At 46.8% G+C, this 25,795-nt stretch carries 10 protein-coding genes and 1 CRISPR repeat array; all 10 genes read right to left on the bottom strand.

Annotated elements, in window-relative coordinates; translation table 11 throughout:
* Positions 1-96: 96 nt before the first annotated feature.
* Positions 97-3,033, bottom strand: coding sequence for a two-partner secretion domain-containing protein (locus tag QUA16_RS14665; protein WP_333104015.1), 2,937 nt, complete (start codon positions 3,031-3,033; stop codon positions 97-99).
* Positions 3,034-3,139: 106 nt separating this feature from the next.
* The gene (locus QUA16_RS14660) at positions 3,140-3,757 is read right to left on the bottom strand and encodes a Uma2 family endonuclease (RefSeq protein ID WP_333104014.1); all 618 of its coding nucleotides are present in this window, start codon (positions 3,755-3,757) and stop codon (positions 3,140-3,142) included.
* A gap of 385 nt (positions 3,758-4,142) precedes the next feature.
* Complete coding sequence (locus QUA16_RS14655; protein WP_333104013.1) at positions 4,143-6,326, bottom strand: ShlB/FhaC/HecB family hemolysin secretion/activation protein; 2,184 nt, start codon at positions 6,324-6,326, stop codon at positions 4,143-4,145.
* A gap of 757 nt (positions 6,327-7,083) precedes the next feature.
* Positions 7,084-8,091: a protochlorophyllide reductase gene (locus tag QUA16_RS14650; protein WP_333099251.1), complete on the bottom strand. Its 1,008-nt coding sequence runs from the start codon at positions 8,089-8,091 to the stop codon at positions 7,084-7,086.
* 686 nt (positions 8,092-8,777) lie between these two features.
* On the bottom strand, positions 8,778-9,896 hold the full coding sequence (locus QUA16_RS14645; RefSeq protein ID WP_333104012.1) for an alkene reductase: 1,119 nt from the start codon (positions 9,894-9,896) through the stop codon (positions 8,778-8,780).
* A gap of 124 nt (positions 9,897-10,020) precedes the next feature.
* A complete protein-coding gene (locus tag QUA16_RS36915) occupies positions 10,021-10,173 on the bottom strand; it encodes a transposase (RefSeq protein ID WP_445305408.1) in 153 nt (50 codons plus the stop codon).
* A 138-nt stretch (positions 10,174-10,311) separates the two neighbouring features.
* A CRISPR array of direct repeats spans positions 10,312-22,246; the repeat unit is 37 nt; unit sequence GTTTCAATCCCTGGTAGGGTTTTAGGTTGTTTTCGGC.
* Between the two features lie 251 nt (positions 22,247-22,497).
* Positions 22,498-22,773, bottom strand: coding sequence for a CRISPR-associated endonuclease Cas2 (gene cas2, locus QUA16_RS14640; RefSeq protein ID WP_172188456.1), 276 nt, complete (start codon positions 22,771-22,773; stop codon positions 22,498-22,500).
* A 2-nt stretch (positions 22,774-22,775) separates the two neighbouring features.
* On the bottom strand, positions 22,776-23,777 hold the full coding sequence (gene cas1d / locus QUA16_RS14635; protein ID WP_333104010.1) for a type I-D CRISPR-associated endonuclease Cas1d: 1,002 nt from the start codon (positions 23,775-23,777) through the stop codon (positions 22,776-22,778).
* A gap of 27 nt (positions 23,778-23,804) precedes the next feature.
* Positions 23,805-24,398: a CRISPR-associated protein Cas4 gene (gene cas4 / locus QUA16_RS14630; protein WP_333104009.1), complete on the bottom strand. Its 594-nt coding sequence runs from the start codon at positions 24,396-24,398 to the stop codon at positions 23,805-23,807.
* A 440-nt stretch (positions 24,399-24,838) separates the two neighbouring features.
* Positions 24,839-25,681, bottom strand: coding sequence for a CRISPR-associated endoribonuclease Cas6 (cas6, locus tag QUA16_RS14625; protein ID WP_333104008.1), 843 nt, complete (start codon positions 25,679-25,681; stop codon positions 24,839-24,841).
* Positions 25,682-25,795 lie beyond the last annotated feature (114 nt).

Genomic DNA, 25,795 nt, shown 5'->3' with positions numbered 1-25,795 from the left:
GGTTTATAGAACCTATTTGCAAGCTTTAAGGCTGTTGGCGAACCCGCCCCTACGGCTAATTGAGAATGGTGCAAGATGTGAGTTGTAACCAAGGGGTCATCGGGGCGGACAAACCGATACAGAATCCCTCGTGCGATCGTCCAATTGACCCGCAACTTGATTCGCCACAAGCATAACTTCTCCTTGAGCATTCATCACCCAACCGCGAGCCGGAACAACTTCCCCATCCTGGATTGGGCCCAATTCCGTCTTCGCTCGATCGGTTACATCCCGTACATTGCCCGTTGTCGAACTTCCTGCCTCTTCCACCCACGGAAGCGGCGATGGAGCGCTGCTGAGGGCATCATTAGGACTCGGTGGCACTCCTCCTTTCCCAGTGACAGTAAATGCGCTCTCGACCCCTTGCGTGCAGGGATTTGCCGCAATTAAAGCAGTCGGATCGACAACATTTTGCGGCAGTTCCACTAAACCTTGAGCGGGATTGACGCCAGAAGCACTAAATGTAACAGTACCTTGCAAAGCCGGGCCGCTACTTTGGGAAATGGCGGCGATGTCGCTGGTGGAAAGCTCAGATGTAGGAGTTACTTGCAAAGCTGCAAATTGAGCGTCGCTCAGCCCCAACCTGTCTCTCACCTGTTCGCGGCCCGCTGCTGCAAAGCCCAAGATATTCGGGACATTGACATTAACGCGGCCGCCTGCTGCACTGCGAGCGTTGGCGGTGATGTCGCTATTGTTTTGCCCCACTAGGATATCGCTGTTGAGGGTGATGTTGCCGCCGTCTGCAGCACCCGCATCGGTGGTAACTCGGCTGTTGCGGCGCAATTGGATGTCTCGCGATCGCAAGTTAATATTAGCCCCGATACCCGATACAGTCGTGCCGTCAATACTGCCTTTGTTGTTGAGGGCGATCGAATCTGTGACAACATTGATGCTGCCAGCCGCCCCCGTTCCATAACTTTGGACGCTAACCGTCGCCCCGTCTCGGACACTCAACCTGCCCGTTGCAATGCTCAAGCTTCCCGCCGCACCGGATGGAGGTTGCAGCCCCAACAAAGTCTGGTACAGCAAATCTCCCGAAGCTGTGCCGATGGTGCTGGGAAAGCTCCCGTCTCTGGTAGTTCCGGCTATTTCCATCGATTCCGAAGCCGCCAGAGTCAAATTTCCCCCTTGTCCCGTACCCAGAGTTGATGCTCCGATAGCTCCTCCGTCTCGGACACTCAACCGTCTGGCGTTCAATGTCACATCCCCGCCTTTGCCGCTCCCAACCGTTCCCGCAGCGATCAGACTTCGGGAAGGGCGAGCGCCCGGTGCGGTGCCGATCACTTCCACCGAGTCTGAGGCGTTGACGGTGATGTTTCCGCCGGGCCCGCCCACAGGAATCAGTCTTTCTCCTGTGCTCAGCCCGCTCGAAGAAGAGATGCTAGCCCCTGCTTCTACGCGCAGGGAGCGGGTGTTAATTTCGATGTTTCCTGCCCTTCCCGTGCCGCCTATACTGTTAGCGGCTAGAGCCGTACTCAGGGGGCTATCAGCTCGCTCTCTCGCTACTATTACCGAGTCAGAAGCTCTCACGATCAGATTTCCGCTGTTCCCGACACCAAAAGTCGAGGGCGAGACGATGGCTCCGTCGGTGACACTCAGTTGACCGGTTTCGATAGCGATACTGCCTGCATTTCCGCTGTTAAAAGTTGTGGTGAACAGCCCGGATGCGTTGATTTCTACCGATTCAGAGGCTCTAATTGTCACGCCAGAGCCGTCTCCCGTACCGACTGTAGGGTTGAGTATTACCGATCCGTCTCGGATAGTTAATCGTTTGGTGTCGAGCGCGATATCCCCCGCTCTGCCGGCACCGAGGGTTCCGGTAATGATGCTGCTTTCGCGGGAGGCGATATCTGGTGGCTCTTGTGCTGCACCCGGATCGAGAATTCGTTGCCGAAAGTTCTCAAATCCTATTCCCTTAAGTTCTATATTTTCGGCGGTTCGGACATTGATCGGGCCTCCGGCTCCGCTTCCGGTAGTGGTGGAGCCGACAAAGGCTCGATCTAATAGGCTAAATCGTGCTGCTTCGATATTGATGCCGCGGCCGTCAATGTTTCCCAAGGTATCGGATACTAGGCTCGATCGATCGCGCAAAATCACATTTCCTCCCCGGAGTGCGATCGCGCCCCCACCGGGCCCGCTCGCCGTCACCGCCGATAAACCTGATAATTCAATGTTGCCCAAATTGGCAACATTTGTATAATCTAAACCTAATCCTATGGGCGTGATGTTGAAGCTTACCAAACCTGGACTTGCCACACTTCCTAATTGAATATTACCACTAAAAGCGCTGGCAAAACCATTGTTAAAGATTAAATCTCCTCCTACCAGTGCTAAGGTTTGACCGGGAGGAACTGCCAAACCGACGGGAATTGTTTTGTCTTGAATAACTTGGGTGACACTGGAAGTGTTGACAATTGCGCCGGGATTCTCTCGAAATCTCAAACCCACCGGAATATTAACCGTCAATAGCGGCGCTGCTTGGGGATTGGCGCTGCTAAATTCAAAGCCGTTATTAAATACAATGCTGTCAGCCGTTCCAGCCAGAAAAGAACCGCGCACATCTAACCGAGCGTTCGGCCCGAATACAATTCCTTTCGGATTAATTAAGAATAAATTGCCGTTTCCCAAAACTCCTAGAGTCCCTAAAATATTTGAGGAGTTGGGGCCCGTAACGCGGGTAAAAATATTAGAAATTCCGCTGGGATTTTCAAAATAAGCTCCCCGCCCTTCACCAACGTTGAATTCCCGCAAGCTGTGAAATAAATTAACGCCGCGTGTTGCTCCGCCAGTGATTCTATCTGAGGGTATGTTATTGATAGTATCGGGAACTGTGCGGGAACTTTCCGGGCCCAGGGTATTATCGGGAATGATTTGGGCGATCGCGGAAGTGGGAAATAGCAACAGGAAGGCAAACAGTAGGGAGTAACTTACGGCCCGGCTAGATGCCCAACCCCTACTCCCCATAAGAAAATCTACTCTTTGTGGAACAGCCATCTTGCCTGTTCTTGAGAATGGTGCAAATAGTAACGAGTAATGCAAGGGAGACATAAAAACACTCTTTCCAGGATAAAGTTTATCGGTGTAATCTCATCTCGTTGCTCTAAATCTTTTGAATTTGGCTGCTGAGTACAAGTTGCTCGACTGTGATTTCTAGTTCGGGAAAACTTTTAGACATAATGCGCTCATTACCTCTAAAACTTTGAACTACATAACTGCCATTTTCCAAAGAGTAAACGAAAACTGTGGGAATTTTGGGATTTCCTAGATAAGCCCTAGAAGCGATCGCTAAATAGTCCACAATCCAATACTCACAAATGCCGAGGCGTTGATACTCATCTAGCTTATCCACATAGTCGTCTTCCCAGTTAGTTGAGGTAACTTCAACTGCTAATTGGATAGGTTCGGTAAGGGCTCCGTAGCCACGTACATTACTGTTCCATACTGATGCCTTAACCACGCCGACATCAGGATTTCTGCCTTGTTCTTGTCCTGAAGCTGTTATTGTTCTCAAAACTATATCTTTGTCAACTATATAGTCAAGCCCCAAGCGTTCGCTTTCTCTGTCGAAAGACTTAACAAGAAATCGTGCCACATTTTTATGAGCCCTGGTTGCTTCCACTTTGACAATCTCTCCATTTACAAGTTCGTAGATGCCCGATCCGTCTGGGTACTTTTCGAGAAACTCTGCAAATGTTAGTTTAGTTTTTGTCTGAACCATAAAACCAGCCCTCTTGTGTTAACTAAGTTATACAATTGAGACTTGAGATTTGAGATTTGAGAGTTGAGATTTTATATCATTTCCGGTAACACCGGAATGATGTTGACTGTTGACGGTTAACTGTTGACGCCGTGAACAGTGAACTGGAATTTACTATTCCGATGAAGTGCGGATTAGATATAATATCAAATCCGCACTTTATCGGAATTATTCATCTCTCTTCCCTTCCTCTGCGTTCTCTGCGTTCTCTGCGGTTAAATCATTCCAAGCTAACCGGAATTAATATTAGATTGAAGTAGAGCATGGAATTAGCTGAACTATATTTAATCGTTCTAGCGGTGGAATTCCGCTAGGATACAGGGGTTTCAACCCCAGCCAGAACTAGCTAGAAAGCAAAGTAATTAATCCGAAAGTAGATGCCTTTTTCCTGCAAAGTTCGATCGCCCGATCGAGCATTTATCAAAGGAATACCATAGTCGAGACGCACATTCAACCGATCGCCCATCTGCCAAATAAGCCCCAAACCTGCACCCAGCAGTTTGTCAGAGTCAGGATTCGGCTTTTCTCCTGAATGGTTCCATCCTACCCCAAAATCGATAAACGGAGCCACTTGCAACAATCCTTGGACTTCCGGGACACGCCAAACCGGAATTCGCACTTCAGCAGATGCGATCGCGCCGCTATCAGTTAACAGCAAATCTTGGCGGTATCCGCGCACGCTTTGAACGCCACCGATGCCAATTTGTTCGAGGGAAAGCAGGGGGCGATCGGCTAATTGAATGTCGGAACGCACAATCAGCAAGGTTTCTGGGGCTAACAGCCGCACGTACTGGGCTTGGCCTCGCCACGCCAGAAAGCGGCTGTCGGGCCCGCTATCGTTCGCAGTAGCGCCGAACAGATTAGTGCCGAGGGAAAACTGCGATCGCGCCGCGAACACTTGGTTGGAACTCCGCTGCACGTATTCTTGAAAAAAGCGCACAGCCGAAACCCGCGTTTCGCCGCGATCGTTTGCGCCCGCCGACAGCGCAAATCGTTCCCCTGACAGGAATGTATCGCTTTCTTGCCGCGAAAAACTCAGTCCCAAAGCCAAAGTGCGATCGGGCTTTTCGACAATCGGCTGGCGGTAAGTTAACTCGTAAGTCCGCGATTTCCCCTCAATTTGTGCAGCATCAAAGGGTTCCTCGATGATATTGGTGCTAGCAGCACTCGCAGCGAACCCTATCGTGCCGTTGCGCGCGTTGACGGGGACTGTGTAGCTGCCGTTGAATTCGTTGCTGCCGTCGGTGTTAGCATAAGATACCTCTAATCCGTCGCCCAAACCGAGCAAATTTGCTTGATTGATGCGAACACCGCGCCGAAAACTGCCGACGCTGGGCGATCGATTGTTGTCTACGAACACTTCAGCGCTAAAGCTGTCTGCTTCTTTTACCCGCACTTCTAAGCGGCTGTTTTCCGGGCGGCTTCCGGCTTGGAGTTCGGCGGAAATATTGCCAATTAAGGGGTCGAGTTGCAGCATTTGCAAGGCTTCCAGCAAGCGAGATCGGTTGAGGGGCCGTCTGGTAGCGCGTTCTAGGCGCGATCGCACGTAATTAGAATTTAAGCGTCTGTTTCCAGTAATCACAATTTCATCTAATCCGCCTTCTACAATGCGAATTTTCACCACACCTCCTTCTCTCGGAAAGGTTTGGTTGGCGGTAATTACAGCGCCGGAATTGATGTATCCTGCAGCTACATATTTTTGAGTTACTGCTGCTTCGGCTGCGATCAGTTCAGCAAAGGTGATTTCGCGGCCCGCAAACTGTTGCGTAACTTCTGCGAGTTCGCGATCGCTAAAAGCCGTGTTGCCCTCAAATTCAAAGCGATCGACCCTAATTGTACCGATAATCCCCGGTCTATTATCGCCGGGAACAGGTGTTAGCGGGGTTGGTGGGAGGGGAGACGGCGGGGGAGGTTGCGGTGCTGTTGGTGCAGGTAATTCCGGCTCTCTGGGCAGAATTGGGTTGGGCAGTTGACTGAGTTGCGAGGCTCGATCGATACCCAATTCAATTTTTTTTCTGTCAATATTTTCTTCTAGCTTTTGATATGAGTTAAAAATCTCGGTTTCTGGAGTTTTTGCGCTGAATGTGCGATCCTCTCCGAGGGCTTCGCTAACGGCCTGAGATGTTGCACCCTTGTCAATAAGCCTGTTACCGGCGGGCTCTATGCCCACCCCACAATCAAACTCACTCGTTGTGGAACAGGCATCTTGCCTGTTCTTGAGAATGGTGTAAGATGTCACATCGACTAAATTTGCCGAGGAAGGGGGTAAGTCGGGAGTTTCCGCCGCCACCGAGTGTTCTGATTCAGCGGGTAACTGGGTTCCCTCGTCTTTTACGGGCAAGTCTTCGCGTTTGTCAAGATTAGTATCGGGAAGGAAAGCTCGATCGCCTCTGCTGCTAACTGCGGCCAAATCCTCAACATTTGAGGTCAAAATTTCAACTGTGCTAGCGGATGTTTTCGCTGGTTTTGCCAACACAACTAACCCCAAAATACCAGCGAATAAAAATAGTTTTTGCGAGCGACAAGCCATAGAATCTAATTATCTCGAATAATTGGGTGAAAATATTTTCCGCAATAGAGCACCCTCAAGTAAAAATCAATCTTAACAGCAAAAAAAGGAAACAGCCGTCCCAGCCAACAGTTTCGGCGACGGCTACAAACCAAAAGGTCGATCGACGGCTGTTCATTTCCCAACACTTACGCATCAACCGGGTTCTTATCCGAAAAAATATCCTGTAAGTCGATCGTAAACCGTAAAAAAAACCAAAATTTTTTATTTGCAAAACCTACGCTTTCATGGTAATGCAGCGACCAGAACAGTCCTGGACGCCAGGGTAAACCAGAAACGCGCTACAACTGAGATATTGCACCATTCTCAATAATCTTTTTATGAACAGGCAAGATGCCTGTTCCACAAGAAGAAAATTCATCTCTTGTGGAACGGGCCGGAGAGCCCGTTCTTGAGAATGGTGCCAGATGTGAGTTACAACTGAGATATTGCACCATTCTCAATTAGCCGTAGGGGCGGGTTCGCCAACAGCCTTAAAGCTTGCAAATAGGTTCTATAAACCCGCCCGACCCCACGAAAAATCCTCTTATTGATATTGGTGCAAGATATGAGTTACAGCCCGCATAGCCACTAAAAAAGCCGGTTTCTTTGATTGTGGTGCATCATCCCAAATCCGACTGTAATACCCCCTTTATTATTGAGTCAGCGTCTACCCACATCCTGTGCGTAGACGCCGTTTCAACCGCCAAGCCCGATAAAGGGGATTGGTAACTCTGAATTATGCAGACCGGCCCGCACCAGCCGCAGCACCCATTTGAGCCCCGTCAGTCAATCCCACCAACTTAGCGCTCAACTCCCACATCCGCTCGCCTTTTTCATCATCGCGGGCCTGGGGAGAAACCTTTTGCACAAAAGACTTACCATCTTTTTTCTGGCGATTTCCCCAACTCCAATAAGCCCCAGATTGCTTGTATTCTGGATCAGCAACCACCATCGCCAGCCTTTCGCCCGCCAACTCCTGCGACACGTAACCCCCCGTGATATTCTTCTGAAACAGCGGGAACAGCTTCTGAAACAAAGGATAGTGATTGCGGAAAAGCGGCGTATCCGCGACGCATCCCGGATACAGCGAAGTGAAAGTAATCCCCGTGGATTCGTGAAAGCGGCGGTGCAACTCCCGCATCGTCAGCACATTGCAAACTTTGCTATCTTTGTAAGCCTTGACCGGTTCAAACTTCTTGCCATCAACCATCGAAATCGGGTCTTTGAAACCCGCTTCAAAACCCTCAAACTTGCCCAAATCCGGGCGCGGCGGAATCTTCCCGCCCAACTCGTCTGGATTGTGAGTCACGGTTCCCAAAATCACGATTCTGGCATCGGAATAATAGGAAGGCTTCATATTTTCCATCATCAGGTTGCACAGCAGGAAATGACCCAGGTGATTGGTAGTCATCGTCAACTCGTAACCCTCCGGGCTCCGCAGCGGTTCCTTAATCAAAGGCATATAAATGGCCGCGTTGCACACCAAAGCGTCCAGAGGCCTGCCGCTGGCTTTAAATGCGCGGGCAAACCTACGCACGCTCTCCAAATCGCCCAAGTCAATCTCCATGATGGAGAAACTGCCTTCAGGTATACCCAACTCTCGCGCGGCGTCTCCGGCTTTCCGCACGTCCCGACAGGCCATGACTACGTGCCATCCTTTGTCTGCGAGAGCTTTTGCGCCGTACAAACCGACGCCGGAGGAAGCGCCGGTAATGATAACCGTTGATTTGTGATTTTGTGCCATCTTGTTAAAAGCGCTTCCGCTATGGATTTTTTTCAGGCACTCAAACCCTGAGCTAGCAGCTTGGATGTTTTGAAGTACCCTATGGTTATTAGGATATGAGGAAACGTTCTCGATCTCAACTGGGAGCCTCTCACTTTTGCCGGCAAGCTAGAAATTGGAGGCAGGAGAGGGGAGGCAGGGGGCAGGAGGCAGGGGACGGGAGGCAGGAGCCATAAGAAGTGTTTTTACAAATAATAAATACTCGTTTTCAACGGGGGATGAAAATTAAATATGAGTCCAACTTCGACTCTTATTTGGAGAAATTAACCATACATCTTTTATATCATGTCCAATCGATTGACCGCGATTAAAGGCCGGGGCGGGTTTACAGATTTTCCCGTTTCTATTCAATATCTTGGCTCACGGGCCCCTACAGGAATCATGGTTAATTGACCGGACATGATATTAGGGGCGGGTTGACAATTACAGCATATTCGGTGGTTCGTGAAGTACACTATAAAGCTCTATTGTTGGTACATTGTTATGTAGGGTGCGTCGCTGCTCATGTTTAATGAAACTTGCAGATTGACTGGTGGCGACGCACCTTACTTACGACAAGGTTGTGTGTACCGCATATACATGGAATATGCTGTATCTATGATGCACATACTCGGTATTTATTGATAAACCCGCCCCAACAAAATCAACTAAGAAATAGCTGCTGGTTCCTGATAGGTAGGGAAATCGATATAACCTTCAGGCCCAAAAGAATACCAGACGCCGACTTCAGCAGGCGGATTGAGCGGCCAACCATTAGTAAAACGCTCTACCAAGTCAGGATTGCTGATAAAATCCCGACCAAAAGCAATTAAATCCGCAACTTGGCTGTTCAGGGCCGTTTCAGCCTGTTCTTGAGTATATCCGCAGTTGCCGACGAGCACACCTGTAAACACATCGCGAAACTCTCCTATCATCATCGGCGTTCCCAATTCGTGAAAGCCCAATGCCAAACCGTCCACCAAGTGAAGGTAAGCTAAATCATAGGCATTTAACTGCTTCGCGAAATACAGAAAATCTTCTCGATATTCTGGAGAACCCATGTCATTGTAAACACCGTTGGGAGAAAGTCTAACTCCCACTCGGTTTGCCGGATATACTGTGATTATTGCCTCGACAATTTCCTTAAGAAAACGGTAGCGATTTTCAACTGATCCGCCATAGGAATCTGTGCGGTGATTGGTTTTGGTTTGCAGGAATGTGTCAATGAGATAGCCGTTTGCCGCGTGAATTTCTACACCGTCAAAACCTGCCATTTTTGCCCGTTCCGCCGCCTTGCGATAATCTTCTACAACCAGGGAGATTTCATCGGTTTCTAGAGCACGGGGAGTTTCGTAGGGTTGTTTGCCTAGAGGGGTATGAATGCCTTCTCCGTTGATTTTGATGGCAGATGCTGCAACTGGCAATTGATTGTTTTGATGAAAACTGCTGTGGGAAGCTCGTCCGCAGTGCCAAAGCTGCATGAAAATCGGCGTTTCGCGGGCCTGAACCGCAGTCACAACTTGTTTCCAAGCTTCGCCTTGCTCGTCTGAATAAATACCGGGGGTATTGAGCCAACCATTAGCTTGAGTAGAAACCACTGTGGCTTCTGTAATGATTAAACCAGCGGAGGCTCGCTGAGTGTAATACTCTGCCATCAAGGCGTTGGGCATCCGCGCTTCACCGGCTCTGGCTCTCGTCATGGGTGCCATGAGTACCCGGTTTTTTAAGGATAAATCTCCGATTTTGAAGGGACTGAGTAGGAGTGGAGAAGTTGTTTGAGTGGTCATAATTTTGAGGTTTTGTCAACTGAAGAATCTGGGAAATTACATTTAGCAACGGCCGGTGTTATGCTCCCAGGCGCAAGACATCCAAGGGTCGCCAAAATGTAAGCAATCAAACTCATCAAGCTGTTTACGAATTTGACTTTTTAGCCAAGACTCTTCTTTGTTCAATTTTGTTAAACTCTGGAGAGTATGGCGGTAAATATAATAGTCTACACCGTGTTGTTTGAATCAATTCCTGAATCGGAGCACTTTTATCAAATGTGAGATTAGCGATGAGCACCACCTCTGCTGTGAGTGTTGGAAGTAAACTTGTTTCCGGCGAAGAAGGAGTCAGGAGTCAGGAGTCAGGAGTCAGGAGAAGAATACCCTCTTTCCTCCTGTCTCCTCCTCTGCTGAATACTGCTGAATACTTCCGAAAGTTTCAATCCCTGGTAGGGTTTTAGGTTGTTTTCGGCCTTAGCAGGCGAAAACGACCTGTCCGACTTTACGAAGTTTCAATCCCTGGTAGGGTTTTAGGTTGTTTTCGGCCGATACATCTGTTTGGCAACATTTGAAACACGGCGAACGTTTCAATCCCTGGTAGGGTTTTAGGTTGTTTTCGGCGACTAGATTTATGAAAGTCCTGATAGACGACAAAAAAACGTTTCAATCCCTGGTAGGGTTTTAGGTTGTTTTCGGCATTAAGAATTAAATCCCAGAAAGCCCCGAAGTTGTTTCAATCCCTGGTAGGGTTTTAGGTTGTTTTCGGCTGAATTTTCCCCGTTTTCCATTCCACCCTCCCCTACATGTTTCAATCCCTGGTAGGGTTTTAGGTTGTTTTCGGCGAAAATAAAATTGGTGTCATGCAAGGCAATTTAATTAGTTTCAATCCCTGGTAGGGTTTTAGGTTGTTTTCGGCATTTAATCCACAATTTTCAGCCTCCTGCTCCATGTTTCAATCCCTGGTAGGGTTTTAGGTTGTTTTCGGCTCGAGGCTTCTTTAGCAAAAAACTCTGTGATACTCACCACGTTTCAATCCCTGGTAGGGTTTTAGGTTGTTTTCGGCGTGGAAGTAATCATTTTTGAATTTCCCCCTGGCAAGTTGTTTCAATCCCTGGTAGGGTTTTAGGTTGTTTTCGGCTAGATTTTGTCATTTATTTTTTCAAACCCCTTGACATGTTTCAATCCCTGGTAGGGTTTTAGGTTGTTTTCGGCGTAATGGGTTGGCTCCGAACAATGGAAGTTACCCGTTTCAATCCCTGGTAGGGTTTTAGGTTGTTTTCGGCGCACCATAGCCAAAAGTTTCGGCACTATTGGCAAACTTTTTGTTTCAATCCCTGGTAGGGTTTTAGGTTGTTTTCGGCTAGAGATAACAAAGCAAGTTTGAGGTCAATCTTGATGAGTTTCAATCCCTGGTAGGGTTTTAGGTTGTTTTCGGCTAAAAATAAACTGTGGGTCATCCACCAATCTTGGCTTAGTTTCAATCCCTGGTAGGGTTTTAGGTTGTTTTCGGCTATCCCTTCTTGTTTGGCTCTAGGCAGAGTGCAAGTTTCAATCCCTGGTAGGGTTTTAGGTTGTTTTCGGCAAGCGCCTTGCTGGTGAGAGGTGGGCTTGAGTAAACACGTTTCAATCCCTGGTAGGGTTTTAGGTTGTTTTCGGCAAAAAGGCATGGCTGCTAGAGAAATAGTAGAAAGAGTTTCAATCCCTGGTAGGGTTTTAGGTTGTTTTCGGCGCGCATCTCCCTCACTTGAGTCTCAAGCGCTTCTATACGTTTCAATCCCTGGTAGGGTTTTAGGTTGTTTTCGGCTCAGTGTTGCAAGTGCGATAATGTTCGTCGCTTTCTTGTTTCAATCCCTGGTAGGGTTTTAGGTTGTTTTCGGCGCTACGGTCAAGAAGTTCTCCGAATTCAAAGAACTTGTTTCAATCCCTGGTAGGGTTTTAGGTTGTTTTCGGCATAATTGATTTTTTATTTGATGAAGCTGCTTTTAGCGGTTTCAATCCCTGGTAGGGTTTTAGGTTGTTTTCGGCTTAAAACTGCTCTTAATGCACAGGCATAAAATGGTTTCAATCCCTGGTAGGGTTTTAGGTTGTTTTCGGCTACCTATACGATGAGCATGATCAGCATTGATGTTAATATCAGTTTCAATCCCTGGTAGGGTTTTAGGTTGTTTTCGGCGATGGATGAGTATAAATGGTGGGGTAAACCCGGTGGTTTCAATCCCTGGTAGGGTTTTAGGTTGTTTTCGGCCGAAACACAAGCATAGTCTGGCATTCGGGTCTTTAGTTTCAATCCCTGGTAGGGTTTTAGGTTGTTTTCGGCTATTTGCACTATACAGGTATTGCCAGAGTTGTCGAGGTTTCAATCCCTGGTAGGGTTTTAGGTTGTTTTCGGCTTGATCAGGAGTATCGATCGAATTTTGCTCTGTTTGTTTCAATCCCTGGTAGGGTTTTAGGTTGTTTTCGGCGGACTTCGATCGTCACGTCGGAGTTGTCAGCACGGTGGTTTCAATCCCTGGTAGGGTTTTAGGTTGTTTTCGGCTTGTAACGGTTACCGTAGCTACTTTCGTAGCAAAGTTTCAATCCCTGGTAGGGTTTTAGGTTGTTTTCGGCAAACTAATTTCAGGTGACTGGCTAAGTTACTGGCGTTTCAATCCCTGGTAGGGTTTTAGGTTGTTTTCGGCTCGCAGATTACAACTGCTATAGGGCAACCAGCCGAAGTTACTGGCGTTTCAATCCCTGGTAGGGTTTTAGGTTGTTTTCGGCGTCGTTAACGTTGGCCGCCGATTGCATCATCTTCGATACCGTAGTTTCAATCCCTGGTAGGGTTTTAGGTTGTTTTCGGCCTTCATCTTCCGGGGAAGTCAGAGCTTGAGCGAACAAGTTTCAATCCCTGGTAGGGTTTTAGGTTGTTTTCGGCGTACCCTTGGTTGCCCCCGGAGGGCTGGTAGGATGTTTCAATCCCTGGTAGGGTTTTAGGTTGTTTTCGGCTTGATGCTGCGGTTAACTTGATGTTGCGCGATTTCCGGTTTCAATCCCTGGTAGGGTTTTAGGTTGTTTTCGGCTCAAGGATGCGCTGTTTCCAGGAATGGAGAGCCTCAGGTTTCAATCCCTGGTAGGGTTTTAGGTTGTTTTCGGCTTGCCCGATTCTGCTATTTTATTGAATGAGCTTAAAGCTAGTTTCAATCCCTGGTAGGGTTTTAGGTTGTTTTCGGCGCAAGTAGCTAAACAGTTTAATAAGTTCACTCTACCTTAGTTTCAATCCCTGGTAGGGTTTTAGGTTGTTTTCGGCCTTTATATTAAATTCTTACTATGCTTTATTTTTCAAGTTTCAATCCCTGGTAGGGTTTTAGGTTGTTTTCGGCCCCGGAGTTTGTTATTCACCGGGAATTACCGAAAGTTTCAATCCCTGGTAGGGTTTTAGGTTGTTTTCGGCGAGCCTTGCTCTTCACCGTTGGCTGTGGTGCGTACCAGTTTCAATCCCTGGTAGGGTTTTAGGTTGTTTTCGGCCTCCCTCGTCCGCCAACTGGCGGGCGATATTACCTGCAGATACTGGTTTCAATCCCTGGTAGGGTTTTAGGTTGTTTTCGGCTGTTGACTTATCAAAGCAAGTTCCCGTAGCTGTGGTTTCAATCCCTGGTAGGGTTTTAGGTTGTTTTCGGCTCTTAAAAAGAAAACCATCAAAACGGAAGCTTGAGTTTCAATCCCTGGTAGGGTTTTAGGTTGTTTTCGGCTCCCGATGCAAGCATGGCCGCCAGTAACTGAGTTGCGTTTCAATCCCTGGTAGGGTTTTAGGTTGTTTTCGGCTATCCTGCAAAGAACTTTCTGTACATTATTTTCTTCTGTTTCAATCCCTGGTAGGGTTTTAGGTTGTTTTCGGCCTTCGTCTGTGGCAGTAGCAGCCCTGAGAGTTCGCAGTTTCAATCCCTGGTAGGGTTTTAGGTTGTTTTCGGCATTAAATAATTACTACGGATTCAGAAACCTGCAAGTTTCAATCCCTGGTAGGGTTTTAGGTTGTTTTCGGCTTGGATCATAATCACAACCTAATGCCTTTTTCCAGTTTCAATCCCTGGTAGGGTTTTAGGTTGTTTTCGGCATAAGCGAAGCGTTAGGGAGTCCGCTTACTGACGTGCGTTTCAATCCCTGGTAGGGTTTTAGGTTGTTTTCGGCTCAACAGCAACAATGATGAAAATATCGTCGTGCGATGTTTCAATCCCTGGTAGGGTTTTAGGTTGTTTTCGGCTTTGACGCTGGCTTCGTTGTTGGCGCGGATAATGGCGACGTTTCAATCCCTGGTAGGGTTTTAGGTTGTTTTCGGCACAGCTTGAGCTACCAAATCTTGCGAGAAGCACTCGTTTCAATCCCTGGTAGGGTTTTAGGTTGTTTTCGGCGCAATAAAAAAAGAATGGGAACATCATCAACAAGGTTTCAATCCCTGGTAGGGTTTTAGGTTGTTTTCGGCAATTAGCGCTTGCTCGATTTCGCGTGTAAGGTAGTTTCAATCCCTGGTAGGGTTTTAGGTTGTTTTCGGCATGTTGACAATAATCCAATCGTTAAAGCGGTTGCTGAGTTTCAATCCCTGGTAGGGTTTTAGGTTGTTTTCGGCGAAGCTTTACGCCTACCACAGCTTGCAATATTCTGTTTCAATCCCTGGTAGGGTTTTAGGTTGTTTTCGGCGTTTCGGAGGATTGCAAAGTGAACGCATTTAGATTCGTTTCAATCCCTGGTAGGGTTTTAGGTTGTTTTCGGCCTGTCGGTGCCGCCGGAAAAATGGGAGGGTCTGACTCACAAGTTTCAATCCCTGGTAGGGTTTTAGGTTGTTTTCGGCGGCTCTGGAGCGTAAACAGTTTTAACCTGCAATGTAAGTTTCAATCCCTGGTAGGGTTTTAGGTTGTTTTCGGCATGACGCAATTTTTGATGAAGGCTTAAATCTTTATCGTTTCAATCCCTGGTAGGGTTTTAGGTTGTTTTCGGCAGCTACTCACCACCACAAAGATATGTGTATCAAGTTTCAATTTCTGGTAGGGTTTTAGGTTGTTTTCGGCGTTTTGATAAGTTGCTCGACTTCTGCCGTAGACAACAGCCAACTCGTTTCAATCCCTGGTAGGGTTTTAGGTTGTTTTCGGCCAAAATGGATGGCAAAGTTTTTAAAAGCTTTTGCTTCTAGTTTCAATCCCTGGTAGGGTTTTAGGTTGTTTTCGGCATTAATCCAAAACTGATCAGGGTTCGATGTGGTTTGAGGTTTCAATCCCTGGTAGGGTTTTAGGTTGTTTTCGGCCAGTCTCTTCCAAAATTTCCGCCAGCAGTCCCGAAGTTTCAATCCCTGGTAGGGTTTTAGGTTGTTTTCGGCACAATTCCACAGGTAGCCGCGATCGCTGGCCACAAAGTTTCAATCCCTGGTAGGGTTTTAGGTTGTTTTCGGCTAAACGAAGCTTTTCGAGGGATAGAGACACTTTTGTTTCAATCCCTGGTAGGGTTTTAGGTTGTTTTCGGCCAATTGCTTAAAATTCAAATCGTTGCGAGTTTCGTTTCAATCCCTGGTAGGGTTTTAGGTTGTTTTCGGCTTACGAGCCGGATCAAGAGCGTCACGATCGCCTAGTTTCAATCCCTGGTAGGGTTTTAGGTTGTTTTCGGCGCATTGATTGCTTGAAGCAATTGGCATACGACTGTCAGCTTACCGATGATGTTTCAATCCCTGGTAGGGTTTTAGGTTGTTTTCGGCATAAGTTACCTACCCGTTACCTACGATTATATGTGTTTCAATCCCTGGTAGGGTTTTAGGTTGTTTTCGGCTCACCGTTTGTGTTTGGTGGTGTAGGAAAACCAAGTTTCAATCCCTGGTAGGGTTTTAGGTTGTTTTCGGCGACCCCGCCAATCGTCATCGCACACCTAACCCGTGTGAGGTTTCAATCCCTGGTAGGGTTTTAGGTTGTTTTCGGCTCGGCAGCGCTGCGAGCTTGGTCAAGCTGTTTCTGTTGGTTTCAATCCCTGGTAGGGTTTTAGGTTGTTTTCGGCGCTACTGGTAGACACTGAAGCAGAAAAAAGAAAAATCCGTTTCAATCCCTGGTAGGGTTTTAGGTTGTTTTCGGCGTGAGGCATTTTTGCCCAAGTTGATGTTAATTTGCGGGTTTCAATCCCTGGTAGGGTTTTAGGTTGTTTTCGGCCCTATCACAATTAGCGAGAAAACTATCGGGAATCCGTTTCAATCCCTGGTAGGGTTTTAGGTTGTTTTCGGCCCGATTTTTGTTCCGGCTCTGGTTTTTCTGTGGGGTTTCAATCCCTGGTAGGGTTTTAGGTTGTTTTCGGCGTTAGAACTTTTTGCAATTAGGAAACCTATTGAGTCTGTGTTTCAATCCCTGGTAGGGTTTTAGGTTGTTTTCGGCGATATTGAAGAGTGGGTGTCCGAGTACGAAATTAAGTTTCAATCCCTGGTAGGGTTTTAGGTTGTTTTCGGCTCTTCTTCAGCAAAAGTTAGAGGGAGAATTTGCCTCAGTTTCAATCCCTGGTAGGGTTTTAGGTTGTTTTCGGCGCTGGGAATGTGCAAGCTTTCCGAATACATCAAAGTTTCAATCCCTGGTAGGGTTTTAGGTTGTTTTCGGCAGACTAGCTAGATTGCGTTGGAGCAATAAACCCATCAGTTTCAATCCCTGGTAGGGTTTTAGGTTGTTTTCGGCTCGCTCGTTGCTAGCTTTAGCTTCTCTGTTCCATTGGTTTGGTTTCAATCCCTGGTAGGGTTTTAGGTTGTTTTCGGCGCAATAACATCAACCACGTAGTAAGTGTCACCAATTGTTTCAATCCCTGGTAGGGTTTTAGGTTGTTTTCGGCGATACGAGGCTTTCCATGTCGAGATTTTTGCCAGTGTTTCAATCCCTGGTAGGGTTTTAGGTTGTTTTCGGCAAAGAAAGGATGTTTCAGACACTAAGAAGTTGTATTGTTTCAATCCCTGGTAGGGTTTTAGGTTGTTTTCGGCATAATCCCGGCAAGAATCCCACCCGACTGGCAAGGTGGTTTCAATCCCTGGTAGGGTTTTAGGTTGTTTTCGGCCTCGAAACCGCTCAATGGATTGAAGCAAACTTGGAGTTTCAATCCCTGGTAGGGTTTTAGGTTGTTTTCGGCTTAGTAGCTTTTTCAAATAACGTTTTAGCAATAGTTGTTTCAATCCCTGGTAGGGTTTTAGGTTGTTTTCGGCATGAAGGCTTTTTATGTGGCGATACAATTCCTAATGTTTCAATCCCTGGTAGGGTTTTAGGTTGTTTTCGGCGCGATAATTGTTACGCAAGGAAAGCAGCCAATACACCACGTTTCAATCCCTGGTAGGGTTTTAGGTTGTTTTCGGCCCTTTATTTATGGGTGTCTATCTCATCATCGAAGTTTCAATCCCTGGTAGGGTTTTAGGTTGTTTTCGGCTGATTGAAGATCTAAAAGACCATATAGATAGACGGAGTTTCAATCCCTGGTAGGGTTTTAGGTTGTTTTCGGCCTACCTTGGATTAAAGGGTATTCAATCTCAGGTTTACAGTTTCAATCCCTGGTAGGGTTTTAGGTTGTTTTCGGCCTAACAAAACCGGCCACAGAACCGCCAACTATCAGGTTTCAATCCCTGGTAGGGTTTTAGGTTGTTTTCGGCTAAAAGTAGTTTTGCCAGCACCCGGTATCCCGTAAGCCAAGTTTCAATCCCTGGTAGGGTTTTAGGTTGTTTTCGGCAAAACTAATTTTCGCGTCTATCGTTCCTTGGCATCAGGTTTCAATCCCTGGTAGGGTTTTAGGTTGTTTTCGGCTTACCCATATACTAACTTTCTCCCTAGTAAAGTGTTTCAATCCCTGGTAGGGTTTTAGGTTGTTTTCGGCTTGAGTCTCTGCACTTTCGATGTCGAGTTCCAGGTTTCAATCCCTGGTAGGGTTTTAGGTTGTTTTCGGCTCGGTTTCGGGTTTCAAGTCGTCGATATCGGGAGGTTTCAATCCCTGGTAGGGTTTTAGGTTGTTTTCGGCGTAAAGCTAACACGACGATAAGGCTCTTCATTTGTTTCAATCCCTGGTAGGGTTTTAGGTTGTTTTCGGCTTGACGCGATTAAAGCCAAGCTGACGGGGGCAAACTGATGGGTTTCAATCCCTGGTAGGGTTTTAGGTTGTTTTCGGCTCCACCCTCGTCTTCAGGTTCCCAAATCAGCTCCGTTTCAATCCCTGGTAGGGTTTTAGGTTGTTTTCGGCTTCGTACACTACGATAGCTAAATTTTCTTGCGAATGTCGTTTCAATCCCTGGTAGGGTTTTAGGTTGTTTTCGGCTGAGGAGGAAATTACCCAGTTGCGATCGGAGCTTGCCGACCTGAGTTTCAATCCCTGGTAGGGTTTTAGGTTGTTTTCGGCTCATAAGATTACAATGTGATTGACAAACTGTCAACCAGTTTCAATCCCTGGTAGGGTTTTAGGTTGTTTTCGGCGCAAGATGAAAAATTCTTGCTCATTAGAGGCAAAAAAGGTTTCAATCCCTGGTAGGGTTTTAGGTTGTTTTCGGCCTTAATGAGAGTATAGTTACAAGGAATGGAAAAGTTTCAATCCCTGGTAGGGTTTTAGGTTGTTTTCGGCTTTGCCTCCTTGGTGGTGGGTTTGGGAAAGGTGGGAATGTGTTTCAATCCCTGGTAGGGTTTTAGGTTGTTTTCGGCTGAGCTACATAAGAAGAAGGAATATAATAAAAATAGTTTCAATCCCTGGTAGGGTTTTAGGTTGTTTTCGGCGAGTAGTTGCAGGTAATCTAGAATCACGAGGCCGGGTTTCAATCCCTGGTAGGGTTTTAGGTTGTTTTCGGCGATACGATCATGCTGTCAGTGGCGAGAGTTTGCACGTTTCAATCCCTGGTAGGGTTTTAGGTTGTTTTCGGCAGAATTTCTTCATCTTTCATTGAGGGGTATGAGGTTTCAATCCCTGGTAGGGTTTTAGGTTGTTTTCGGCTCTGGATCTTCTTCGTAGCTAAAATAATTGCTTTGTTTCAATCCCTGGTAGGGTTTTAGGTTGTTTTCGGCTTCGGCCGAACCGGCACCCGCAGAAGAAATTGTCGCTCACGCCGTTTCAATCCCTGGTAGGGTTTTAGGTTGTTTTCGGCGAATATCCCCAACTATCCCATATCTCTTCTTTATAGTTTCAATCCCTGGTAGGGTTTTAGGTTGTTTTCGGCATGAAGGTAATAAGTGTAAGCTAATTACTACTGTTTCAATCCCTGGTAGGGTTTTAGGTTGTTTTCGGCTTCACCGGGAGCTAAGGACAATGAGTACACGCTACTTAGTTTCAATCCCTGGTAGGGTTTTAGGTTGTTTTCGGCGGTAGTAATTCGTGGGTTCTTATCGGTTGTTTGATTAGTTTCAATCCCTGGTAGGGTTTTAGGTTGTTTTCGGCCCTCAAGTTCGAGCCTTTTGCCGGAAAACAATTTGTTTCAATCCCTGGTAGGGTTTTAGGTTGTTTTCGGCGCGTTGCTTTGCTACCGTAATCGGTTGCGGCAACATCAGTTTCAATCCCTGGTAGGGTTTTAGGTTGTTTTCGGCAAAACTGCCACTAATTGCACCATCTGTATTTTGCGTGTTTCAATCCCTGGTAGGGTTTTAGGTTGTTTTCGGCTTCCTGCGCCGTCTGGGGGGGTCGCATCAAAATGTTTCAATCCCTGGTAGGGTTTTAGGTTGTTTTCGGCCCAGCCATTCCTTGCCTCTAGGGGATTCTAGCTCGGTTTCAATCCCTGGTAGGGTTTTAGGTTGTTTTCGGCTTTTTGCACTCCTGTTTTTGTGTTAGCCATATTGTTTCAATCCCTGGTAGGGTTTTAGGTTGTTTTCGGCTTGTAGATGCACCACAGCCATCTTATCTACCCAGTTTCAATCCCTGGTAGGGTTTTAGGTTGTTTTCGGCAGCAAAACCAAAGCCGGAGCTGACTAAGCCAACAGAGCGTTTCAATCCCTGGTAGGGTTTTAGGTTGTTTTCGGCCCAACTCACTGCCTAGATAGTGGGTGATGAATGCTTGGTTTCAATCCCTGGTAGGGTTTTAGGTTGTTTTCGGCGTGACAAGTGGCATCAGTGCGGTAGCGGGTGCGGTGTTTCAATCCCTGGTAGGGTTTTAGGTTGTTTTCGGCTCGATTTCAACGGTATGATACCGACCGACTTTTTAGTTTCAATCCCTGGTAGGGTTTTAGGTTGTTTTCGGCTTGCGATCGCAATAGTTGGTCGGGAAGCAATATTTGGGTTTCAATCCCTGGTAGGGTTTTAGGTTGTTTTCGGCGCGATCGAATTTTGGAAGCGACGGGGATTGGTGAAGCTAGTTTCAATCCCTGGTAGGGTTTTAGGTTGTTTTCGGCAGCACAATGCAGACCGCTGACCATGCTAGACTCAGAGTTTCAATCCCTGGTAGGGTTTTAGGTTGTTTTCGGCTATTCAGCATCCGAGCAACTGCTGACTTGCTGTAGTTTCAATCCCTGGTAGGGTTTTAGGTTGTTTTCGGCTACCGCCACCAAAAAGTCGGAGTTGTAGTGACATTGTTTCAATCCCTGGTAGGGTTTTAGGTTGTTTTCGGCAAAATTGCGGATTAATCTGTCCGTAGTTTTTGGCTCGTTTCAATCCCTGGTAGGGTTTTAGGTTGTTTTCGGCTCCAACGGTCTACGACATTCACATCATAATGAGCGCTGTTTCAATCCCTGGTAGGGTTTTAGGTTGTTTTCGGCCTTGCGCCACTTGCCCTTTAGCTTGCCGTCTCGGTGATGTTTCAATCCCTGGTAGGGTTTTAGGTTGTTTTCGGCTGCAAAGTTCCGCAAACCAACAGTCAAGAGATTGGTTTCAATCCCTGGTAGGGTTTTAGGTTGTTTTCGGCCTAAGTAGCGCTTGCCATCGAGGGCAATTTCATAGGATTGTTTCAATCCCTGGTAGGGTTTTAGGTTGTTTTCGGCCCGACTGTTTGGGCGATCGCTTCTGCACTCAATGTGTTTCAATCCCTGGTAGGGTTTTAGGTTGTTTTCGGCTGGAAGCTTCAGGGCGGCGGGGAAAAGCCGTGGGTTTCAATCCCTGGTAGGGTTTTAGGTTGTTTTCGGCGCGATTATTAAAGAAGAGAAATTAGGTCTAGCCAAAGTTTCAATCCCTGGTAGGGTTTTAGGTTGTTTTCGGCAACACAAATGGAAAGCTTAAAATTCCCAACCAAAGTTTCAATCCCTGGTAGGGTTTTAGGTTGTTTTCGGCCTTCGGGTCAAGCCGCTACCCAGTCGTTAATCAAAGTTTCAATCCCTGGTAGGGTTTTAGGTTGTTTTCGGCCGAAAACACTCAACACGCCAGTCGGGGAGTTAATTAGTTTCAATCCCTGGTAGGGTTTTAGGTTGTTTTCGGCTTTAGGGATTTCCGCTACCGAAAAAGCGATACCTCGGAGGTTTCAATCCCTGGTAGGGTTTTAGGTTGTTTTCGGCTTTTGCCCGTCTTTCCGGGCTGTCAACCGATTTTATTTGTTTCAATCCCTGGTAGGGTTTTAGGTTGTTTTCGGCCAGCGTACAGCTTTACTTGAGCAAATCAAGTCCGGTTTCAATCCCTGGTAGGGTTTTAGGTTGTTTTCGGCGGCGGCGACACTGCATTACTACTTGCAAATCACTGGTTTCAATCCCTGGTAGGGTTTTAGGTTGTTTTCGGCTAGTGCGTACATTCTACGAACTCCAGTTGTAGTTGTTTCAATCCCTGGTAGGGTTTTAGGTTGTTTTCGGCGAGAAAATTTAATGCTATTGCACCAGATCCTTATTCAACGTTTCAATCCCTGGTAGGGTTTTAGGTTGTTTTCGGCATTAGGTTGTTGCCACAAGACACTGCCGCCTTGATGTTTCAATCCCTGGTAGGGTTTTAGGTTGTTTTCGGCTCGCCAAACTCAACGGTGTCAATGAAAAGACCTACGTTTCAATCCCTGGTAGGGTTTTAGGTTGTTTTCGGCTGGAGGTTGTGGGATGGGGTTTTGCCAAACACGCAGTTTCAATCCCTGGTAGGGTTTTAGGTTGTTTTCGGCAACCTGCATAACTTTTAACTAAGACTAATAGGAGGAGTTTCAATCCCTGGTAGGGTTTTAGGTTGTTTTCGGCCTGCCCGCTGCCGTACCATTTCGTAACTGGGTATGTAGTTTCAATCCCTGGTAGGGTTTTAGGTTGTTTTCGGCTTCAAGCTCAACAGCCGCAATGGGTAGAAATAGCTCAGTTTCAATCCCTGGTAGGGTTTTAGGTTGTTTTCGGCGGCAGATGCCACTAACGGAATTAGTTGCACTGGTAGAGTTTCAATCCCTGGTAGGGTTTTAGGTTGTTTTCGGCATTACTAGCACGGTGGATTTTTCCACATCTCCGCCAACAGAGTTTCAATCCCTGGTAGGGTTTTAGGTTGTTTTCGGCCGCCCGTTCCAGAAGCCTTGCTGTATTTGGTTTTCAAGGTGCAGTTCCGTGAATCTAAAACAAAAGTACCATTCCAGCCTGCGGCTTGTCAATACCCAATTTTCCATACTCCCTCCAAAAGCTTATCCTGTAAAGCTTACAGACTTTCCGTGAATGGTTTTTTCAGACTGGGGGCATCAAACTCTTGCAGGACATGAGTTTGAGCCGAAAAATTTGATACCCCTATTTTAACACCTACCGACTCACGGAAACTAAGCAAAAAATATTGTGCGATCGGCAGGCACTACCCCACCAATACGTTCGATTTTACCCTGACAGCAAGCGCACAGCGGGAAAAACAAAATACTGTCTTCGTTGGGTTTGATGACTTTGTTCAGGCGCGATCGCAACTTTGCATACTGAGTCTCGCTCAAATCAGCACACTCAAACACACTGTACTGCATCCACTGCCCGTAAGACTTGAGCATTTTGTGAATCTTTGTCCGGCGCTTGTCTTCCGAAATATCGTAAGAAATCAGAATGTGCATATCTAGTACAAAACTAAAGGTGGATATTTGTCAATCTCGCCCATCAAATATTTCGCCAACAGCCGCCCTTGAATTTCAAAAGCTTCTTGATAGGTACACTTGCGTTTCAAAACAGGATGCTTAAACTCAGACTGCTTTTTCTTTTCATACAACTTCAGAAACTCTTTACGTCCCGTTTCCGACAGTCGTACCACATTACTCAGCGGTTCCACAGTAAAATCATTCGGCGTCAGAATCCGGCGGTTAATCGCATTCAAAATGATACTGTCTGCTACCAAAGGGCGGAACTCTTCCATCAAATCAAATGCTAAACCCACGCGGCCGTAGCGCTGCATATGAAGGTATCCTAAATAAGGGTCAAATCCCACAATATTAATCGCACTTTGCACGTCGTGACGCAGCAGCGTGTAAGCAAAATTCATCAAAGAATTCACCGGATCGGTAGCAGGGCGGTGTCGCGGTTGAAACACAAAGCCTTCCGCGCGAATTAATTGGTTAAAAACTCCGAAATACGCGGCACTACCAGCCCCCTCGTGCCCGCGCAAAGAGTCAATATTGTCAGTTTTGTCAAGTTTGGCGATCGCATTGGAAATCTGCATAATTGCCGATGCTAAATTTAGTTCGGAATGTTCCCGCTGAGTTTGAGATAAACTGCTGCGATAATTCTTCAATTTTCCGCGAATAAAACCCCGGACAACATGAATAGCTTGGGAAGTTTCCCCCGCCGCTTTCCACTGAGCATTGCGAACGAAAATGTTTTTACTTAATTCCGGTTCTAGCTTACCCAAATAGTGACCAGTATCGGTGATAAAAGTCAGAGGAATTTTCCGTTGTAGCAATTCTGCGATCGCCGCCGGAGAAATAGTCGCCCGTCCCAAAATCACCACTCCATCTAAATGAATCAAAGGCACATCCTGTAAGATTTGATTTTTTGCCTTGACATTGAGGCGTTCATCTGTTTTCCCAATAAACACATCATCTTGATTGATATACAGTGTCCCCATGATTGACTCCTAAATTTGTAGTTTGGATTAATTAGCTTCTTGATAGCGCAGGACTTTATCAGCAGCTTGCGGCAAACATTGCTGATAAAGGCTGCAACCTTGACAGCGTTTGGTATAATTAGGTCTAGGCATTGTGCCTGTTTGCAGCAAAAATTGGATAGCGGTGATGGTGGCGATCGCATCCTGTCTCAATTGCTCAGAAATCTCTACTAATTGCCGCTGATGCGATTGCGCGTAATACACATATCCAGTCGCAATAGTTTTCCCCGTCATCTCCTCTAAACAAAGCGCTTGAGCGCAAACCTGCAACTCATCATTATCCCATTCCCCCTTCCGTCCCCGCTTGTATTCCACGGGGTAAATCTCACCCTCAGCCGACTCAATCAAATCCGATTTACCAATCAGTTTGTAGCGCTCGGATTTCAGCCAAATCGCCCGCACCTGCCAAGTTTCATCCCGATTAATCTCGCCCATCGTGTGAACGCGATCGTGCAAACTTGTCCCTTCTATGGTATACTGATTATCTGTAAATTCTCCAGCACAAGACATTCGCCAACAGCGATGAGGACAGTAAGAATACTGGTTGAGAGTTGCGATCGAAATGTAATCAGAATCGTTCATTTTTTTGATGGTTTGTAAGAGATTGGTAATTGGGAATTAGCAACAGGCAAGATGCCTGTTCCACAAGAGTCTACTCGTTCCCAGGCAGAGCCTGGGAACACAGATCCGGAGGCTCTGCCTCCAATTTTCCTCCCTGAGCAAGCGAGGCAGAGCCTCTGGATATCGGTTCCCAGGCAGAGCCTAGGAACCAGTTATTTGAGGAATTAGTGATCCGCCAGTCCGCCAGGGGTTGAAACCCCTGTCTCATAGCTAAAGTCGGTTGAAACCGACTGAAGAAGTAATTTAATCATTGATGATATTTTGAGCTTATTGGTAACAGTAAGCGCAAAGGTTGAAACCGACTGAAGAAGTAATTTAATCATTCATAGTTGCAGTCCTCTTCAGAGGACTTTAGCTATTAGGCAGGGGTTTCAACCCCTGGCGGACTATGGGTTTTACGTTCAGTTATCAAGAACTTTTTTAACAACTATTCGCCTAGTCATTCCCATCCCCATCGGAGTTTTCCTCCCCACCCCGCAGTAAACAGCAAAATCAGCCAAAGCATTAATTTGCTTAATCACTAAGGGCTCGACATCTCCCAAAATCCGATAACTAACCTCTCCAACCATGCCAACAAAATCGCTTTGATAGTTTGTCAATTTTTCACTTCGGATATTGACAAAGCTCGAAAAAAGTGCATCGAAGGAAAGATCGGGAATTGCGATCGGGCTGTACTTATTCCACCGACTGAGGAGACTATTAAAAACGCAGTCTCTAGTAGGAATCACGGAATCAAATTTTCCCTGTCGAAAAGTTGTAGGAGTCGCAAAGCTGAAGGCAATTAAACGATTGGTTTCAGAAGCGCGATCGTACAATTGAGAGTAATCGCAAGCATTAGCCCAAGGCTGATCTACTTGGGGCGTTCCGAGAATCTTGGTAATCATCAAATCGGCTGGCCCCAAATGCCACGGCTTCGAGGGATTGAGATTCAGCCAAAGATTAGTTAATTTGCCGAATAAAGTGTCATCAAGCAGAGTAATTCGCCACCAACAGAGGGTGTGTTCTGGAATCGGTTCTGTGTGTTCCCATTGGAGGAAATGGTGTTTTTTGAAAGGGCATTTTTTAGTTTGCAAAGGGCTGAGAGTGAAGGATTTTTGGGCGGTGGCATCGTGGAGGCGATCGCCGAGTTTTTTGTCAACGGAGCTCACGAGGGTGAGGAAGAGGGCGTGCAGGTGTCTTCCGGTGAGGTATCCGGGGGGAATTGGGGCCAGGGGCAGGATGTTGAGGACTAGGCTGTGTGGCATATTTGGTTAATGGTTGGTGATTGTTGAAAGCATTGCAGACCACCAGGAAATGATATGATTTGCGATCGATTACCGATAATATTGTAGGGGCGGGTTTACCAACAATATCTGCCA

The sequence above is a fragment of the Microcoleus sp. S13_C3 genome, assembly GCF_036700905.1.
In the GTDB taxonomy this organism is placed as follows: Bacteria; Cyanobacteriota; Cyanobacteriia; order Cyanobacteriales; family Microcoleaceae; genus Microcoleus.
This window is presented reverse-complemented; position numbering and strand designations above follow the sequence as displayed.

What these genes read in the sequence shown, in the direction of transcription:
- QUA16_RS14665 (WP_333104015.1), bottom strand. Translation starts at nt 3,033, where the DNA reads ATGGCTGTTCCACAAAGAGTAGATTTTCTTATGGGGAGTAGGGGTTGG.
- QUA16_RS14660 (WP_333104014.1), bottom strand. Translation starts at nt 3,757, where the DNA reads ATGGTTCAGACAAAAACTAAACTAACATTTGCAGAGTTTCTCGAAAAG.
- QUA16_RS14655 (WP_333104013.1), bottom strand. Translation starts at nt 6,326, where the DNA reads ATGGCTTGTCGCTCGCAAAAACTATTTTTATTCGCTGGTATTTTGGGG.
- QUA16_RS14650 (WP_333099251.1), bottom strand. Translation starts at nt 8,091, where the DNA reads ATGGCACAAAATCACAAATCAACGGTTATCATTACCGGCGCTTCCTCC.
- QUA16_RS14645 (WP_333104012.1), bottom strand. Translation starts at nt 9,896, where the DNA reads ATGACCACTCAAACAACTTCTCCACTCCTACTCAGTCCCTTCAAAATC.
- cas2 (WP_172188456.1), bottom strand. Translation starts at nt 22,773, where the DNA reads ATGCACATTCTGATTTCTTACGATATTTCGGAAGACAAGCGCCGGACA.
- cas1d (WP_333104010.1), bottom strand. Translation starts at nt 23,777, where the DNA reads ATGGGGACACTGTATATCAATCAAGATGATGTGTTTATTGGGAAAACA.
- cas4 (WP_333104009.1), bottom strand. Translation starts at nt 24,398, where the DNA reads ATGAACGATTCTGATTACATTTCGATCGCAACTCTCAACCAGTATTCT.
- cas6 (WP_333104008.1), bottom strand. Translation starts at nt 25,681, where the DNA reads ATGCCACACAGCCTAGTCCTCAACATCCTGCCCCTGGCCCCAATTCCC.